Source organism: Paenibacillus sp. FSL R5-0623 (assembly GCF_037974265.1).
Classification (GTDB): domain Bacteria; phylum Bacillota; class Bacilli; order Paenibacillales; family Paenibacillaceae; genus Paenibacillus.
Genome location: NZ_CP150233.1, coordinates 4,692,498 through 4,709,188, shown reverse-complemented (window position 1 = coordinate 4,709,188; position 16,691 = coordinate 4,692,498). Strand labels below are relative to the sequence as shown.

Below are 16,691 nucleotides of genomic sequence, written 5' to 3'. Positions count from 1 at the left end.
CTTTTGTATCAGATTGAAAGCGTGTTGTACACGTTATACCAGATTTACTTTTACATGGTCATTGTCTACATATTGATGTCTTGGCTTCCCAATGCGCGGGAAAGCTTCATCGGTGAATGGCTGGGCAAATTAGTGGAACCATATCTAAGACCGTTTCGCCGATTTATACCGCCTTTGTTCGGTGTGCTGGATATTTCCCCGATTGTGGCGCTGATCGTTCTGCAACTTGCGCTTAATGGGCTAATCTCCATACTCCGGTATTTTGCATATTAGAGGTTGTTCAAAAAGTCCGCTTTTGATTACGAAGGATGCCTAGTGGCATCGTCAGCATCGAATATGGAATTCAGCCGAAATGTCCGTTGCTCACGTAGTTTTTTCTACGCTCCGCTACTCCATTTCTAGCTTTATCCCATCTTCTCGGTACTGAAAACCGGTCTTTTTGAACACGGACTATTAGGGTAGGGTGACATAGATGAGCGGTGAAATTTACGAACATTTTAGCCATGATGAGCGGGATTTTGTAGATAAAGCTTCGGATTGGGTTGAGCGGGCAGGTAAGTATCATGACATGAAGCTAACTGACTTCCTTGATCCAAGACAGGTTTTTATATTACAGACTCTTGCCAATCGCCGTAACGACGTTCAGATTCGTCTGGATGGTGGTTACGAGGCTGCTGAACGCAAGCGTGCGCTGGTTGCACCTGATTATATGTATCTGGATGATGAGGATATGGGTATGCAGGTGCTCAGTATTACGTCTGATGATCAGAAAATCTCGGTGCTGGAGCATGGGGACTATATGGGTTCCCTGCTCGGGCTTGGGATGAAACGTGGAAAGATCGGGGATATCCAAGTGCTGGAGGACGGTTGCCATACAGTGGTGGCGGCGGAAACCGGCGCTTTTTTATCGCTTCAACTGAATCAGGTGCATCGGTTACATGTGTTCACAGGGTTACTTCCTTTGGATCAGATGCGGTGGTCAGAGAGTAAACTGGAGACGATGGACATTACGGTCGCTTCTCTTCGTTTGGATGGAATCTGCGCAGATGTGTATCGGCTTAGTCGCAGTAAAGTGCTGGTGCCGATCAAAGCTGGTCGCTGCCGTGTGAACTGGAAGGTTGAGGAAGATCCCTCCAAATCGCTAAAAGCGGGTGATGTCGTATCCATTCAGGGATTTGGCCGTTTCAAGGTTATGGAACAGGATGGGATGACCAAAAAAGGGCGTTGCCGAGTGAAAATCGGCAAATTTGCCTGAGTCTGTTGCAGGAAAATCCGCTTTCTTGTCGAAATGTTTATCATAAAGGTGTAGAAAATACGCGGTGTATCCGATAAACATTAAGTCAAAGCTTTACATGAACGTTGGAGGATGCAATTCTGATCCTGCATTCCGTATACGTTGCCAAGGTTAGGCATCAACGATACGGCCCCTTGGGTGGTACCCATATGCTGCAAACCTTCTCTGGACGGGAAGGAACTTTAACAGGAGGTGGACAGCATGCCATTAACGCCGCTGGACATACACAACAAGGAATTTTCCCGACGTTTGCGCGGGTATGACGAGGATGAAGTCAATGAATTCCTGGATCAAGTCATCAAAGATTACGAAGGCGTCATTCGCGAGAACAAAGAGCTGAGTAATCAGTTGCTGTCCGTTCAGGAGAAACTGGATCATTTTTCTACAATTGAAGAGACGCTTAGCAAAACGATCATCATTGCGCAGGAAGCTGCTGATGATGTGAAGGGTAATGCGAAGAAAGAAGCGCAGTTGATCGTGAAGGAAGCAGAGAAAAATGCAGACCGGATCGTGAACGAATCGTTGGGCAAATCGCGCAAAATTGCTTTGGAAGTGGAAGAACTGAAAAAGCAGGCCTCGATTTATCGTGCCCGTTTCCGCACGCTTGTTGAAGCGCAGCTTGAACTGTTGACTCAGGATGGTTGGGAAGTGCTGGAGAGCCGGGAGCAGGAAGTGCGTGACCGTGAGCGGGAGATGAAAGAAATTTATTAGTCTGTCGCCTGGTTGACTTTTGTCTGCAAAGAGGCTATAACTATATTCATAATGAATAGTGATTCCATGACGGGTTCAGTACGTTATGATCTCATCCCTCAGAGAGTTGGTGGTTGGTGCAAACCAATGGATGAGTTATAGCCGAATATCTCCCCGGAGAAGTGACGCTGAAGCGGTGATTATGATTGCCGTGTGTAAGCCGAACCGTAAGCCGTACGTTATAACGGCACCCTGCAGTAGTTTAGCGGGGCATAAGCGCTGTTGATGACAGAGCATACCCAGGCTTGCCTGGATGTGGTTTGTGATGAACAGAATTAGGGTGGTAACGCGAGTATAGTCTCGTCCCTTTCCAGGGATGGGGCTTTTTTGTGTTCAAAAAAGGGCGAACGTCTATGAGGCCCGAAGGGACCTCAAGGAGAGAGCCACCCGCCGGGAGAGCGAAGCACCCGGCAACACCCGCCTCGCGGTAAGGCCATGCGGCGTTCACGCAGGGAACAGCCGCAAAATGGCCGCCACTACGCACATCCACCCCTCGCCCATAAGCGCCACCGATCTCCCACCGACAACCCATCCCGGGTGTCCAGAGGGCGGAGCGCCTATGGGGTCCCCCTTGGCAAGGGGGATTTAGGGGGATTGAAACGTTTTTTGTGAACGGTCCACAATCCAACCAAAGAAAGGGAAGATAATCATCATGCAACGAGTTGACGTCAAAGAGAAGGCACGTGCCAGAGAATTACGCGTGTTAGATAAATGGAAAACGGAGAACACATTCAAAAGATCCATCGAAAACCGTGAGGGCAAGCCAAACTTTGTATTTTATGAAGGGCCGCCTACAGCGAACGGTAAACCGCATATCGGTCACGTACTGGGACGCGTAATCAAGGATTTTGTTGGACGGTATAACACGATGAAGGGTTACCGTATTGTTCGTAAAGCAGGCTGGGATACACATGGTCTGCCTGTAGAGCTGGGTGTACAGAAGAAGCTTGGTATCTCCCACAAGTGGGAAATCGAAGATTACGGCGTGGAAAAATTCATTAACGAATGTAAAGCGAGCGTATTCGAGTACGAGCAACAATGGCGTGATCTGACAGAAGGTATCGGATATTGGACGGATATGGATAACCCATATATCACCCTTGATAACAACTACATCGAGAGTGTATGGAACATCCTGGCGACAATTCATGAGAAAGGTCTGTTGTATCGTGGTCACCGTGTGAGCCCGTATTGTCCTTCTTGTCAGACAACACTGAGTTCCCATGAAGTTGCACAAGGGTACAAAGACGTCAAAGACTTGAGCGCTACAGCGAAATTCAAACTGAATGACAGCGGAGAATTTGTACTGGCTTGGACGACAACACCTTGGACACTGCCTTCACACGTTGCACTTGCCGTGAATCCGGATATGGACTACTCCCGTGTTCGTCAAGGTGATGAAGTGTACATCATGGCAACCAATCTGGTTGAAAAAGTGATGAAAGATACCAAGGGTGAGTATGAGATCATCGGTGCACTGAAAGGTGCCGATCTGGTTGGCAAAACGTATGATCCTCCGTTCAACTACGTACAGGCTGAGAAAGCCAACATCATTCTGGGTGCAGGCTTTGTAACGGATGCAAGTGGTACGGGTATCGTACACATGGCTCCTGCCCATGGTGAAGATGACTACCGTGTATGCCGTGAGAATGGCATCAGCTTTGTGAACATGGTGGACTTGGAAGGTAAATTTGTCGCTGAAGTGACTGACTTTGCCGGACGTTTCGTGAAGGATTGTGATATTGATATCGTGCGATATCTGTCTGAGCATGGACGTTTGTTCAGCAAAGAAAAATATGAGCACAGCTATCCGTTCTGCTGGCGTTGTGATACACCGCTTCTGTACTATGCAATGGACAGCTGGTTTATCCAAACAACAGCCATCAAGGACCAATTGATTGCCAACAACAGTGAAGTGGATTGGTACCCGGGTCACGTTCGTGAAGGTCGCTTCGGGAAATTCCTTGAGGATCTGGTGGATTGGAACATCAGCCGTGATCGCTATTGGGGAACTCCGCTGAATATCTGGGTATGTGAGGAGACTGGCGAACAATTTGCTCCACACAGCATTGCAGAATTGCGTGCTCGTGCAGTAGGTGATGTGCCTGAGAATCTTGAATTGCATAAACCATATGTGGATGTCGTTAAAGTCATGAGCTCTTGTGGCAAATATGAAATGAAACGTACACCGGAAGTGATCGATGTCTGGTTCGACAGCGGCTCCATGCCGTTTGCCCAGCAACACTATCCATTTGAAAATAAAGAAGTATTTGAACAGCAGTATCCTGCGGATATGATCTGTGAAGGGATTGACCAGACACGTGGCTGGTTCTACAGCTTGTTGGCGGTTTCTACCCTTTTGACAGGCAAAGCGCCTTACAAAGCGGTTATGGCTACAGGACACGTTCTTGACGAGAACGGACAGAAGATGTCCAAATCCAAAGGTAACGTTATCGATCCTTGGGAAGTAATTGAAGAATACGGTACAGATGCATTCCGCTGGGCTTTATTGTCTGACAGTGCACCGTGGAACAGCAAACGTTTCTCCAAAGGTATCGTAGGGGAAGCAAAATCCAAAATGGTGGATACGCTGGTCAACACCCATGCATTCCTGACGCTTTATGCTACCATTGATGGATTTGATCCACAGGAGCACCCGTTCCAACTGTCCGCACACAAGCTGGATCGCTGGATTCTGTCGAGACTGAACAGCCTGATCCTGGTTGTAGAAAAAGCGTTGCTGGTTAACGACTATCTGAACTCTTCCAAAGCGATTGAAGCTTTTGTTGATGAACTGAGTAACTGGTATATCCGTCGTTCCCGTGACCGTTTCTGGGGAAGTGGCCTCACAGAGGATAAACTGGACGCTTACCGCACATTGACTGAGGTACTGGTGACTACTGCGAAGTTGGTTGCTCCGTTCACACCGATGCTGGCAGAAGACATCTATCTGAACCTTGCAACAGGTGAGAGTGTACACATGGAAGACTATCCTGTAGCCAATGAAGCGTTGATTGATGCAGGACTGGAACAGGATATGGAGACGGCTCGCCGCGTGGTTGAACTTGCCCGTAACGTTCGTAACGAAACAGGCATCAAGACACGTCAGCCACTGTCCGAATTGATCGTTTCTCTTGATAAAGGGTTTGACCTGGCAAGTTATGAAGAAATCATCAAGGAAGAGATCAATGTAAAAGGAATCCGTACGGAGCATAATGATGCGGAATTCGTTGACTTTACATTGAAGCTGAACCTGAAAGTTGCAGGTAAGAAATACGGTAAAAACGTAGGATTCCTGCAAAACTTCTTCAAGGGAATGTCTGCCGATGAGACACGTAAAGTGGTTTCGGAGGGTGTGCTGAATATCGTTTCTCCGGAAGGCGAGGAGCTGCAAGTGACGAACGAAGAATTATTGGTTGATAAACAGGCCAAATCAGGTTTTGCTTCAGCATCAGGTTACGGTCTGACGGTTGCACTCAATACCGAAATCACGCCAGCATTGGAACAGGAAGGCTGGGTCCGTGAAGTAGTTCGGGCTGTGCAGGATACCCGGAAACGACTGGACTTGCCGATTGAGAAAAGAGTACGTTTGACGCTGGATGTGGATGCATCCCTTCAGGAAGCTATTCAGGCGTTTGATGATGTGTTGCGTGAAAATGTTCTCGTAACCGAAGTTACATTTGGCTCGAATGAGTCCATGGAACGTGTTGAAGCCGGAGGTAAATCGATCGGTATTTACATCGAAGCGTAATTCGGAGCATGTCCCATCCAATTAAGACAGAATATAGAGCATAAACAAACGAGCCGCAGAGGCAGGGACATATTCCCTGGTTCTGGGCTCGTTTGTTTTTTAGGCAAAAAGGCAATGATTCTATAGTGCAGTCAATCTATATTGATCAAAGGAACTGACCAAAACATGAGCGAACATGACAAGCAAACATCATCCACTTCACAACAATCAACATCAGATAATCTGAATTCCCATGACAAAATTGAAGAGTTACATACCCTGACGAACCGTCTGGCGAATGAACTGGAACGTTCACGAATTGCGCAATACACAGAATTGCTGAATAGGCCATGGAAATTGATTGGACTTAACCTGTTGTCAGGAGCCGCACGAGGTGTGGGGATCGCGATTGGTTTCACCTTTTTCGCAGCAACGATCATTTACGTTTTGCAGCTACTTGGGGCGCTCAATCTTCCCATTGTTGGAGACTACATCGCTGATATTGTGCGCATTGTCCAGCGTCAGCTTGATATGAACACCTATTAAGCGATTAAAGGTGAAGGATATCAAAGTGCATTTAGTACATGTCATCCGTCTCCATATCCGGTTCTAACAGACCCTCGCCTTCACGGTTCTCCAGGTACTGGCGATATTGCCGATTGCGCACGATGGAGACGTCATGACCATAGATGTCTGTTGCAACAAAGCTTTCGTACGCTTCAACGCAGCCTTCCACTTCATCGGTTGCTTCAATCGCCATAACATCATAGCTGTCGATATCACGTCCTTCAGCCATGGCTGGTGAGTTCGATGTGCCCCAGCTCTCAACGATCTGCCAGGCATCCTCGCCATCGAAGCCATTTTGGTCATCACGTTCGTCCAGACTGGTTCGACCAAATGCCGGGGCAAGGAATTCTTCCTCTACAGGACGGTTTTCGGAGACAACGGTTTCCGGTTGATGTTTTTTGCAGTATTTGGTGTAGGGAACAGCTTCCATGCGTTCATAAGGGATGGGTTGCTGGCAGACCGCACATGTACCGTAATGTCCTTCTTCGATGGAGTGCAGTGCAGAATCGATACGTTCCAATTGGAATTCATCATGTTCCAGCAGGGAAATATCTTTCTCGCGTTCATACACCTCTGTAGCTATGTCGCCAGGATGGTTATCAATTGGTGATAATTCACCTGTCTGTAGTTTAAGGGAATCTCCAAGGCCGTAATGCTCGTTTTCCGAAAGTCTATGTTCAATATCGCGCTTATCAGACATCAGTTGGGAACGTAAAAATTGCAGTTGTTCGTTAGTAAAATGTGACATGATTTTCCCCTTTCTGCTTTCATGCTGTAATCCGGATTTTGACTCTATTGTAGGATGTGCCATTAAGGGCAAGATTACAGAAGGGAAATGTTATCGTTTTTGCCATAAGCGTTGCTGATATAGCGCGTCGTGGACGATTTCCAAACAGCTGTGCTACAATAAAACAAGTCTGGCGTAAGCCTGGTATCGTTTGGAAATGACAAGAACGGAGTGACAAACAAACGTGGTGTATTATATCCTCGCTTTTATCGTATTTTTATTGGATCAGGGAACCAAGTATCTGATTGCAACCCGGATGGAACTCAGAGAAGAAATTCCGGTCATCGGCAATTTCTTTGTCATCACATCACATCGTAACTCAGGAGCAGCTTTTGGCATTCTGCAAGACCAGCGTTGGTTCTTTATCGTGGTTACGTTGATTGTGGTCGTTGCCTTGATTTGGTATTTGCAAAAGGTAAAAGATACCCCGCACAAATTGCTGCCTGTGGCGCTTAGTTTGGTGCTTGGTGGAGCAATTGGCAACTTCCTTGACCGGGCATTGACCGGAGAAGTTGTAGATTTTGTACAACTTAACTTTGGAAGTTATACGTTTCCCATTTTTAACATCGCCGATTCGGCAATCTGCATCGGTGTAGCGTTAATCATTGTGGAGACGTTGCTTGAAGGACGGCGCGAAAAAGCAGCCGCGAAGATTGAAGGGAATGAACATCATGAGTAATCCGAATAAGGAACAGATTAACGACGAAGAACTAATGAATGGCAATGAACGTATGGAATGGACCGTTGCTGCTGAACATAAAAAAGAACGAATTGACAAATATATTACGGAAGCTGTGGATAACGTATCTCGCTCCCAGGTTCAATTGTGGATCGGAGACGGGATGGTTACGGTAAATGGTGCTGTTGTCAAAGCCAATGCCAAGTTATCCGAAGGTGATCTGATTGAACTACAGATTCCTGAACCGGCTGCTGTAGAGATCATTGCCGAAGATATTCCGCTGGAAGTGGTATATGAAGACAGCGACCTGATCGTGATTAACAAACAGCGTGGTCTTGTGGTGCATCCGGCACCAGGACATACGTCGGGTACCCTCGTTAATGCACTTATGCATCACTGCAAAGACCTCTCGGGTATTAATGGGGAGTTGCGTCCTGGTATTGTGCATCGTATCGATAAGGATACATCCGGCCTAATCATGGCTGCCAAGAACGATCGTGCTCATGCCTCACTGGCTGCCCAGTTGAAGGAACATACGGTGAACAGACGGTATATTGCGCTTGTTCATGGTCATCTTAACCATGATCAAGGGACCATTGATGCACCGATTGGACGGGATACCAATGACCGCAAAATGTATACGGTCACAGAACGTAACAGTAAACATGCCGTTACGCATTTTACCGTTACTGAGCGGATTAATGATTACACCTTGCTGGAATTGAAACTGGAGACAGGACGTACTCACCAGATTCGGGTTCACATGAAATTTATTGGTCACCCGCTTGTAGGAGATCCAACTTATGGACGGAATAAAGGGATCAAAATGCAGGGACAGGCTCTTCATGCGGCCATTCTTGGATTTGTGCATCCAACAACGGGAGAATACCTTGAATTTTCAGCTCCTATTCCGCAAGATATGGAAGACGTGCTTGCCTCGCTACGCAGTCGTTAACAGCTCCAAGAAAGTACAAATGTTCAGATACTTTGTCCATGGCTTTGATCACGCAAATGCTTCATATTAAAGTGTAGAAATTTGCGTCAAATGAGGAGATGAACAACGTTATGAGTATCGATAAATACCAAGAAACTTACATTCAGACTAATTTTGCCGACCGTATCGGTGGCTCCAACTATGGTAAAGACACGAACATTTATAAATTCGAGAAAATCAAACGTGCCAAAGCTTCGGCCAAAAAAGATTTTCCCGATGTGGAACTGATTGACCTTGGTGTAGGTGAACCGGACGAAATGGCTGATGCAGGCATTGTGGCTGCTCTTGCAGAAGAGGCTTCCAGACCTGAGAACCGTGGTTATGCCGACAATGGTATTCCTGAATTCAAAACTGCTGCTACTTCTTACCTGAAAAACGTATTCAACGTAGAAGGTATCGATGCAGATACCGAAATCGTGCACTCCATTGGTTCCAAACCGGCTTTGGCGATGATGCCTTCATGCTTCATTAATCCGGGTGATGTGACGATCATGACCGTTCCAGGTTATCCGGTTATGGGCACACATACGAAGTATCTGGGTGGAGAAGTGTTCAACATTCAATTGACGAAAGAGAACAACTTCCTGCCTGATCTGACGGCTATTCCGGAAGACATCGCAAAACGTGCGAAGTTGCTCTACCTGAACTATCCGAACAACCCAACAGGTGCAAGTGCAACAGTGGAGTTCTTCACTGAAGTCGTGGAGTGGGCGAAGAAATACAACGTAGTTGTTGTCCACGATGCTCCTTATGCGGCATTGACATACGATGGCAAAAAACCGTTCAGCTTCCTGTCGGTACCAGGAGCGAAGGATGTCGGCGTAGAGCTGCACTCTTTATCCAAGTCCTACAACATGACAGGTTGGAGAATCGGGTTCGTAGCGGGTAATCCGCTTGTAGTCAAAGCATTCAGTGACGTGAAGGACAACAATGACTCCGGTCAGTTCATCGCGATTCAAAAGGCTGCTGCATATGGATTGAATCACCCTGAAATTACGGAAAAAATTGCAGAGAAATATTCCCGTCGTCACGACATGCTCGTTGCCGCACTGAACGAACTGGGCTTCCAGGCTGAAAAACCTAAAGGTTCATTCTTCCTGTATGTAGAAGCACCAAAAGGTGTGGTTGGCGGACGTCGCTTCGAATCCGGCGAAGATTTCTCCCAATTCCTGATCCGTGAGAAACTGATCTCATCCGTACCTTGGGATGATGCCGGTAACTTTGTTCGTTTCTCCGTAACCTTTGAAGCGAAGGGTGAAGAGGAAGAGAAACGTGTTATTGCTGAGATCAAACGTCGTCTGAGCGACGTGCAATTCGAATTTTAATCGCATGACCCAATAGTTAAATCATTTACTAACGAAGAGACCGGAAACGGTCTCTTTTTTATGCCCATATTAGATTTTTTTCATTTACTCCCTTTACAAAATTATACAAGCAACATATGATTAGATCTTTACGTTATTTGTTATATACAGAAGTTGCTTTTGAAGGGAGTTATTACAATTGTTATCATCACGAACAAGTACGGTGTCCTCACCGGCAACAGGAACAGGCAGTATAGTGCCAGGATTAATCAGATTGTTAAGACCCAAACAGTGGACTAAAAATCTGCTGTTATTTGCTGCGTTACTATTCTCTTTTGAGGAGATTCGGACTGAAACCATTCTTGCGACGTTGCTTGGTTTTATTCTATTTAGCCTTGTTGCAGGCTGTGTGTATATTTTAAATGACTTTGTAGACCGGGACAGGGATAGACAGCATCCGGTGAAAAAGTATCGTCCTATGGCTTCTGGGCAGGTGAATCCGAGTCATGCTTTGTTGTTTGGCATTATTTTATTAATCCTTTCCGTAGGAACGGCCTTCATGATGAACCCTCTATTCGGGGTGTTATGTATCGTCTATTTCCTGTTGAATGTATCGTATTCATTTGTGCTGAAACATCTCGTTATCCTGGATATGATGACCATTGCAGCCGGCTTTGTACTTCGTGCCATTGCAGGTGGTGTGCTGATCCATGTGCCATTCACACCGTGGTTTTTGATCTGTACCATGCTGTTGTCGTTGTTTTTGGCCATTGGAAAACGCAGAAATGAACTCACGTTGCTTGAGGGAAATACGGGATCACATCGTAAGGTTTTGGATAACTACTCCATTACATTACTGGATCAATTCAATACAATTGTGACGACAGCTACGATTATCAGTTATTCCCTGTTCACATTCACTTCAGATCGAACCATTCATCTCATGTGGACGATTCCATTGGTTATTTACGGCATGTTCCGTTACCTGTATCTGATCCATATGAAGAACCAAGGCGGCTCGCCTGATCGTGTGCTGTTTGAGGACAAGCCCATATTAATTACGGTTATGTTGTATGTGATAAGTGTTGTTACAATCTTTGCAATCTTTGAATAAAAACTGAGGGGGATCAGGGTGAAAAGCACGAAAGTCGCCATTTTTGATATTGATAAAACGATCATACGCAGTGATTCCATGTTTCGATTTGTGCATTACGGTGTTCGCCGTTACCCATGGCAGGTATGGAGATTACCTGTCATCGCATTACATACCGTGTTATTCAAGGCAGGCTTCATGACGGTTGAACAAGTCAAACGATCCTACTTTCAAGAAATTGAGCGTATGTCTGAAAAAGATCTCGAACATTTCTTTGATACCCGCTTGCGTACGTCCATTTTTGCCGAGGCCAGTGTAGAGATGCAACATCGCAAAGAAGCAGGTTATCATGTCTTGCTGGTAACTGCATCTCCGCATGCCTATATGAAATACTTTAAAAACTTTCCCTGGGTGGATCATGTAATTGGGACTGAACTTGTCCGTCATGCGAATGGTTACACGAGCAGAATTGAAGGCAGTAATTGCAAAGGGGAAGAGAAGGTGCGCCGAATTCAGGCTTATCTGAGTGAGAAGAACATGGTAATTGATTATGACCAGTCATGTTCCTACTCGGACTCCTTATCCGACCTTCCAGTCATGCAACTTGTGAGTCAGCGATACTTTATTAACAAGCGTGTTCCGGACATGGAGGCATTAACGTGGGGGAAATAAAATCGCGTCATGCAGGTAAATGGTTGATGCTCGTCTCGGCTTTTCTGACAGCAACGGGTCAATTGTTCTGGAAATGGGGACTAACCGAGTGGATCTACCTGGGTGTTGGTTTTCTGTGTTATGGACTTGGAGCGATTTTGATGATTAAAGCTTTTGCTCTGGAAAAACTCTCAGTTGCTTATCCTCTGATGTGCGCCAGCTATGTATTTGCCTTAATCTATGGGTATTTTTTGCTTGGGGAAGAAATTACGATGCAGAAGCTGGCAGCAGTTGTGTTGCTTGGAATCGGGGTGACATTAACCAGTGTTGATCGATAGCTGGATGGTTGCCGTATTAATTGTCATGACGTTGTGTGGTGCACTGGGCGGGGCTGGACTGAAAGCTTATGCATCCAGTCGCAATCGTCTGTATGTACTCATGGGACTTGGATTCTACGGAACGGGTGCGTTGCTGAATATTGTGTTGTTGAAGTTTCTTCCATTAACCGTCGTACTGCCTGCCAACGCATTAACATATGTCTGGACTCTCATTATAGCGCGGTTGGTATTTAAAGAGACAGTGGGTCCTTTACGCTGGATCGGTGTGGCATGTATTATGGGTGGCCTACTGTTACTGGTATTTTAGAACTTAATTAATCAGGATGTGAAATGAAAGCATGAACTTTTTAGATTACTTATTTTATAATCGCAGAGCCAACTGGACAGCCTTCTACCTGTTTGCTGGATTTGCTCTGTTCTATGGTTTAATGAACGGCTCGTATGTTCTGTATATTGAAAATAATGCAGAAATGCTGGGGGCGTATAGCCCATTTAATACGACGCTGTTCCCAATCAATTTATTCAACTTTGATCCTTCGATGTATTATGGGGACAACAGTTCTTCCGTGATCCATCCGCTGATCTCCTTTCTCGCAGTCACCCTTGCGGCTGTAGCGAAACTTCTGGGAGGCAACTGGTTCTTTCTAATCCTGCAATCCCTGGTGAATGCGGGTTCGGTGGTGCTGGCGTATCTGTTCCTGAGTCAAAAAGAAGATAAACCGACCATCGTACCGCTACTTTTTGCCTTACTGTTTGGTTTCAGTTCCTACTTAATGTTTACTGCATTGATCCCGGATTCGTACCCTTATGTACAGTTCGTTATTCTGCTGTCGGTGGTTTACATGCAGTATACTCGTGAGCGTCAGGACGTACGTTATGTATCTAATGCATTGCTTGCATCGATTAACTTTGGACTAACCTCGACCAATATCGTACCATTTGCTGCTGCCACATTCTTCAATATGCATGCATGGCGCAATAAGGCGAATTTGAAAAAATACATCGGTATCATGGCATTGGCGGTTCTGATCATCGTCGTATTAACAGGCATTCAGTATGTTGCCTTTGGAGGTCGCAGTTGGGTAAGTAACTGGCTGTTGGGCATTCAAAATGGTGGAACAAGCTATGCAACACCATTCCAGTTCGCTGTTCATTGGAAAGCATTGAACATGTTAACCATTAATCCGATGCTGACACCGAAGATGCATTTACTGGACCCGGGAATGGCAGCTTTTGTTACGGACCTATCCCTTTCCAATCCAATCTATGTGCAGATGACAGGTATCTTTATTTTACTACTGGCATTCATGGGCTTCATTAAGGGCATTCGTGAACGTGAAGTATGGACCCTTGTGCCATATATTCTGTTTGCCTTTTTGCTTCATGTCGTCGTGGGCTTTGGCCTGGCTGTATTTCAATATGATATGTACCTGTATGCGGGGCATTATCTGTTTGCGTTTTTCCTATTGGGTGGAGGTTTCGTCATCAGCCTTCGTCCGGGATTGGGGAAAAAAGTGGTTATAGGCTTGATCATGTTATGTGTTATCGTTACGGCAAGTAACAATATCTATCGCAATGTAGAAACATTAACAACAATCAAACAATCCTATGATCAATTGGAACAGGAACGCTCAGTGAAATAATCAAAATGTATCGATTCATATAAGAAAATAAGATAAGGCCATTGGATGGAAAGTCCAATGGCCTTATCTATTTTAGTATCCAGCACATGAGTTAAGCAATAATTTTGGTCTTTTTGGCATTCTCGGCTGAACGTTTGGTGAGACTGCTGAGTGGGCGTTTCAAAGCAAGTGCAACGATGAGACTCAGCGCGATGAACATACACAACCACAGAATATCCTTGATGGCAGTAGACCACAATATGCCGCCGACCGACTCACGCAGCAGACTGATGGCATACGTGAAGGGCATGAACGGATTTAATGCCTGGAAAAAGGGTGATGTCATGCTGATTGGGAACGTACCGCCGGAGCTGGAGAACTGGAACACCATGAAGATAATGGCGATCCCTTTTCCGATATTCCCAAAAACGGACAGCAGGGTGTACGTTATGGTGACAAATACGGCACTCACTAACATGGCAAACAGGACAAACCACAGTTTATCTGCAACATAGGTACCCAGGATTAAGATATCACCCAAGGTGACACATACCGCCTGAAGTAACCCAATGGTCAGAAAAGTAGCGAGACGTCCAAGATACAACTCATATCCCCGGAACTTACCCCCAGGATTCTCAGCTTCGGCACGAAGCAGAGAAATCAACAGTGTTGAGCCAACCCACAGAGACAGCACGCCATAAAATGGTGACATGGCCGATCCATAATTCGGAATCGGGTAAAGCTGTTGTTCCTTGATTTGCACCGGACTTGCAAGAAAAGCACTTTCTTCTTCGATATCACCACGCAAAAGTTTGGCGAGCTCAGCAAACTGGTTATTGCCTTCGACTTCCCTGAGCTTGTCCGCAGCCTTGCTGATGGCACTTTCCAATGCTGGCAGATCATCACGTACAAGCGCGGCAACACGATGTACTCCTTTTTCGACCTCAGGAAGCTGGTTCTGGACAAAATCGGATGCCTTGCCTATCTGTTTCTCGGCATTAGGCAGATCATTGCGAACAAAATCAGCGGCTTCGTTCAGTTTGATTCCCAGCTTGGGCAGATCGTTTCGAATTAATGAAGACACGGTGTTCAGAGCTTGGATAAAACCTTCACTTTTGTTCGCGAGTGTCTCTGATATCTCATGGATCTTAGATTGTATTTGAGGCAGTTCGCTCTGAATTTTTGTCAACTCGGTCTGCCCAAACGTAATCCCTTCTTTGGCTGATGCAAGAATGTCCGCAATATCCGGAATACGATCTTTTGCTCCTTGTAAAGTTTCTGCTGAAGTGGAGAGGGTAGACCTGAGCTTATCCGCACCAGCTGCAAGTGCAGGCGATATTTCACTTTCATAGGTGTTTAAGATATTGCTAATCCCGCTGCTGATGTCCTTCGAGAGTGTATTTAACTGAGCGATGACGTCTGTCGGTGGAGTTGTATTACGACGCATGGCATCACTGATGATGCCAGCCAAGCGGATTTGCAACTGAAGTTTATCAGAAATGGAGTTCAGTTGTGTAATTTTATCGGCAAGTGGTTGGCTTGGAAGCAATTTATTGATGTTGCCCAATAGTTCTGCCATACTGTCCACGAGTTTTACCGCAATCCCTAAACGCGAAGCAATCCGGTCGATATCTTCTGCTGTAGGAAGGTTACTAAGATCCGAATGTTGTAATTGTGCAAATACGTCTCCTGCAGCGTTAGTAATCTGCTGCACCAGCAGCAGATTTTGGCGGATCACCGGGCCAATCGCCTGAAACGCTTCTTCACTGGAATCCACGAACTGATTTAATCCTTTTGCAAGCTCAATCCCGTTGCCAGCGATTTGTGATACTTTGTCCAGATCTTGCTCTGCTGCCGTTACGATAGACAGAGCTTTGTTGGTTTTATCCAACGCCGTTTGGATGACATCTGATACCTGGCCAAAGTTTTCATCCACTTCTTGAATGCGTTCTACCGCTTTTTGTATATCCGGTATCCGTCCTTGAATAGCCAGCACTTCGGAAGCCGCATCATTAATTTGTGGCCAATACTTCTGCACCTTGAGCACATACTGTGCTGCTTCATTGATTTCAGGCAGTTTTTTCTCGATCTCAACGATCTTTTGAGCATCTTTTACAATCTCGGGCATGGCTTTTTCTACTTCCAGAACCTTTTGACCTGCGGCTTGAATAGCCGGAAGATTTTTCTCCAGTGTAAAAATGCCATTCTCCATCTTGCGCAAAGTTGGAAGCTGGGTGTTAATTTCAACCCCGGCTTCCTTCAACTTGGTTAGAACGGCCTCACTGACGGCTTCAGTGAAACTTTCATTGATTTGTGTTGTTATGGCAGATACACCGGAGCCTGTGATTTTAGGAGCAATGGCATTCACTTTCTCATTAACGGTATAGATTACCTCTGGGCGTTCCAGCTTTCCGTCAACGATACCTGTAATTTTAGACGAAAAGTCTCCGGGAATGAGCAGGCTTGCATAATATTCTCCTGTTTGTACCCCGCGACTAGACTCAGCCCGATCTACAAAAGTCCAGCCCAGCTTTTCGTTGTGTTTGAGGCTGGTTACCAGTTCGTCTCCGATATTAACATTGGTTCCTTCAACAGTCGCACCCTCGTCCTCGGTTGTCACTGCAATTTTGATCCCTTGAGTGTTACTGTATGGGTCCCAGACGGATTTCACATTGACCCAGTCATACAGCCCAGGTAGTAGAATAATAGCCACAATTAGAAATATACCTGTGGGGACCTTCAGAATATGCAACCAGTCTGTTTTGTAAACGTGCCAAATGTGACGCATGACTTCCTCCTAAATGTACATAAATGTAGGGCGTATCTTATTTCTATGTCGCATATTTGTGAATCTTATGTATATCGGCATTATTGCAGCATCT

The 16,691-nt window shown here is 45.8% G+C and carries 15 protein-coding genes and 1 other annotated feature; of the genes, 13 read left to right on the top strand and 2 right to left on the bottom strand.

What is annotated here, in order from left to right; genetic code table 11:
- Nucleotides 1–3: 3 nt before the first annotated feature.
- From MKY92_RS20705 to MKY92_RS20685, 5 genes are all read left to right on the top strand, one after another.
- Nucleotides 4–273 (top strand): YggT family protein, encoded by a 270-nt coding sequence (locus MKY92_RS20705; protein ID WP_036674839.1) that lies wholly within the window; start codon nucleotides 4–6, stop codon nucleotides 271–273.
- Between the two features lie 199 nt (nucleotides 274–472).
- On the top strand, nucleotides 473–1,255 hold the full coding sequence (locus MKY92_RS20700) for a YlmH/Sll1252 family protein (RefSeq protein ID WP_339297469.1): 783 nt from the start codon (nucleotides 473–475) through the stop codon (nucleotides 1,253–1,255).
- Between the two features lie 240 nt (nucleotides 1,256–1,495).
- Nucleotides 1,496–2,005: a DivIVA domain-containing protein gene (locus MKY92_RS20695; RefSeq protein ID WP_017687316.1), complete on the top strand. Its 510-nt coding sequence runs from the start codon at nucleotides 1,496–1,498 to the stop codon at nucleotides 2,003–2,005.
- Nucleotides 2,006–2,062: 57 nt separating this feature from the next.
- Nucleotides 2,063–2,355 (top strand) — a binding site (T-box leader).
- 341 nt (nucleotides 2,356–2,696) lie between these two features.
- A complete protein-coding gene (gene ileS, locus MKY92_RS20690) occupies nucleotides 2,697–5,795 on the top strand; it encodes an isoleucine--tRNA ligase (RefSeq protein ID WP_339297468.1) in 3,099 nt (1,032 codons plus the stop codon).
- A gap of 165 nt (nucleotides 5,796–5,960) precedes the next feature.
- Nucleotides 5,961–6,320, top strand: coding sequence for a DUF5665 domain-containing protein (locus MKY92_RS20685; protein ID WP_221822047.1), 360 nt, complete (start codon nucleotides 5,961–5,963; stop codon nucleotides 6,318–6,320).
- 31 nt (nucleotides 6,321–6,351) lie between these two features.
- Here the strand turns inward: MKY92_RS20685 and MKY92_RS20680 are convergent, their stop codons facing one another.
- A complete protein-coding gene (locus MKY92_RS20680) occupies nucleotides 6,352–7,089 on the bottom strand; it encodes a TraR/DksA C4-type zinc finger protein (protein WP_076211518.1) in 738 nt (245 codons plus the stop codon).
- Nucleotides 7,090–7,312: 223 nt separating this feature from the next.
- Here MKY92_RS20680 and lspA point away from each other — a divergent pair, with 223 nt between their 5' ends.
- The 8 genes from lspA to MKY92_RS20640 all read left to right on the top strand — a co-directional run bounded on the left by lspA (nucleotide 7,313) and on the right by MKY92_RS20640 (nucleotide 13,830).
- Entirely contained in the window at nucleotides 7,313–7,807 is a 495-nt protein-coding gene (gene lspA / locus MKY92_RS20675; protein WP_091028497.1) for a signal peptidase II, read from the top strand.
- Complete coding sequence (locus MKY92_RS20670; protein WP_076211516.1) at nucleotides 7,791–8,762, top strand: RluA family pseudouridine synthase; 972 nt, start codon at nucleotides 7,791–7,793, stop codon at nucleotides 8,760–8,762. The genes lspA and MKY92_RS20670 overlap by 17 nt, the downstream gene beginning before the upstream one ends.
- A gap of 110 nt (nucleotides 8,763–8,872) precedes the next feature.
- Nucleotides 8,873–10,126, top strand: coding sequence for an LL-diaminopimelate aminotransferase (locus MKY92_RS20665; protein WP_339297467.1), 1,254 nt, complete (start codon nucleotides 8,873–8,875; stop codon nucleotides 10,124–10,126).
- 202 nt (nucleotides 10,127–10,328) lie between these two features.
- The gene (locus MKY92_RS20660) at nucleotides 10,329–11,219 is read left to right on the top strand and encodes a decaprenyl-phosphate phosphoribosyltransferase (RefSeq protein WP_339301862.1); all 891 of its coding nucleotides are present in this window, start codon (nucleotides 10,329–10,331) and stop codon (nucleotides 11,217–11,219) included.
- Nucleotides 11,220–11,237: 18 nt separating this feature from the next.
- Nucleotides 11,238–11,870 (top strand): HAD family hydrolase, encoded by a 633-nt coding sequence (locus MKY92_RS20655; RefSeq protein ID WP_339297466.1) that lies wholly within the window; start codon nucleotides 11,238–11,240, stop codon nucleotides 11,868–11,870.
- Nucleotides 11,858–12,187 carry an EamA family transporter gene (locus MKY92_RS20650; RefSeq protein ID WP_339297465.1) on the top strand — a complete coding sequence of 110 codons (330 nt, stop codon included), beginning with the start codon at nucleotides 11,858–11,860 and terminating at the stop codon, nucleotides 12,185–12,187. The genes MKY92_RS20655 and MKY92_RS20650 overlap by 13 nt, the downstream gene beginning before the upstream one ends.
- 4 nt (nucleotides 12,188–12,191) lie before the next feature.
- On the top strand, nucleotides 12,192–12,494 hold the full coding sequence (locus tag MKY92_RS20645; protein ID WP_339297464.1) for an EamA family transporter: 303 nt from the start codon (nucleotides 12,192–12,194) through the stop codon (nucleotides 12,492–12,494).
- A gap of 31 nt (nucleotides 12,495–12,525) precedes the next feature.
- Nucleotides 12,526–13,830: a DUF6080 domain-containing protein gene (locus MKY92_RS20640; RefSeq protein ID WP_339297463.1), complete on the top strand. Its 1,305-nt coding sequence runs from the start codon at nucleotides 12,526–12,528 to the stop codon at nucleotides 13,828–13,830.
- 91 nt (nucleotides 13,831–13,921) lie between these two features.
- Here the strand turns inward: MKY92_RS20640 and MKY92_RS20635 are convergent, their stop codons facing one another.
- Nucleotides 13,922–16,597, bottom strand: a complete 2,676-nt coding sequence (locus tag MKY92_RS20635; RefSeq protein WP_339297462.1) for a YhgE/Pip domain-containing protein — start codon at nucleotides 16,595–16,597, stop codon at nucleotides 13,922–13,924.
- Nucleotides 16,598–16,691: the final 94 nt, after the last annotated feature.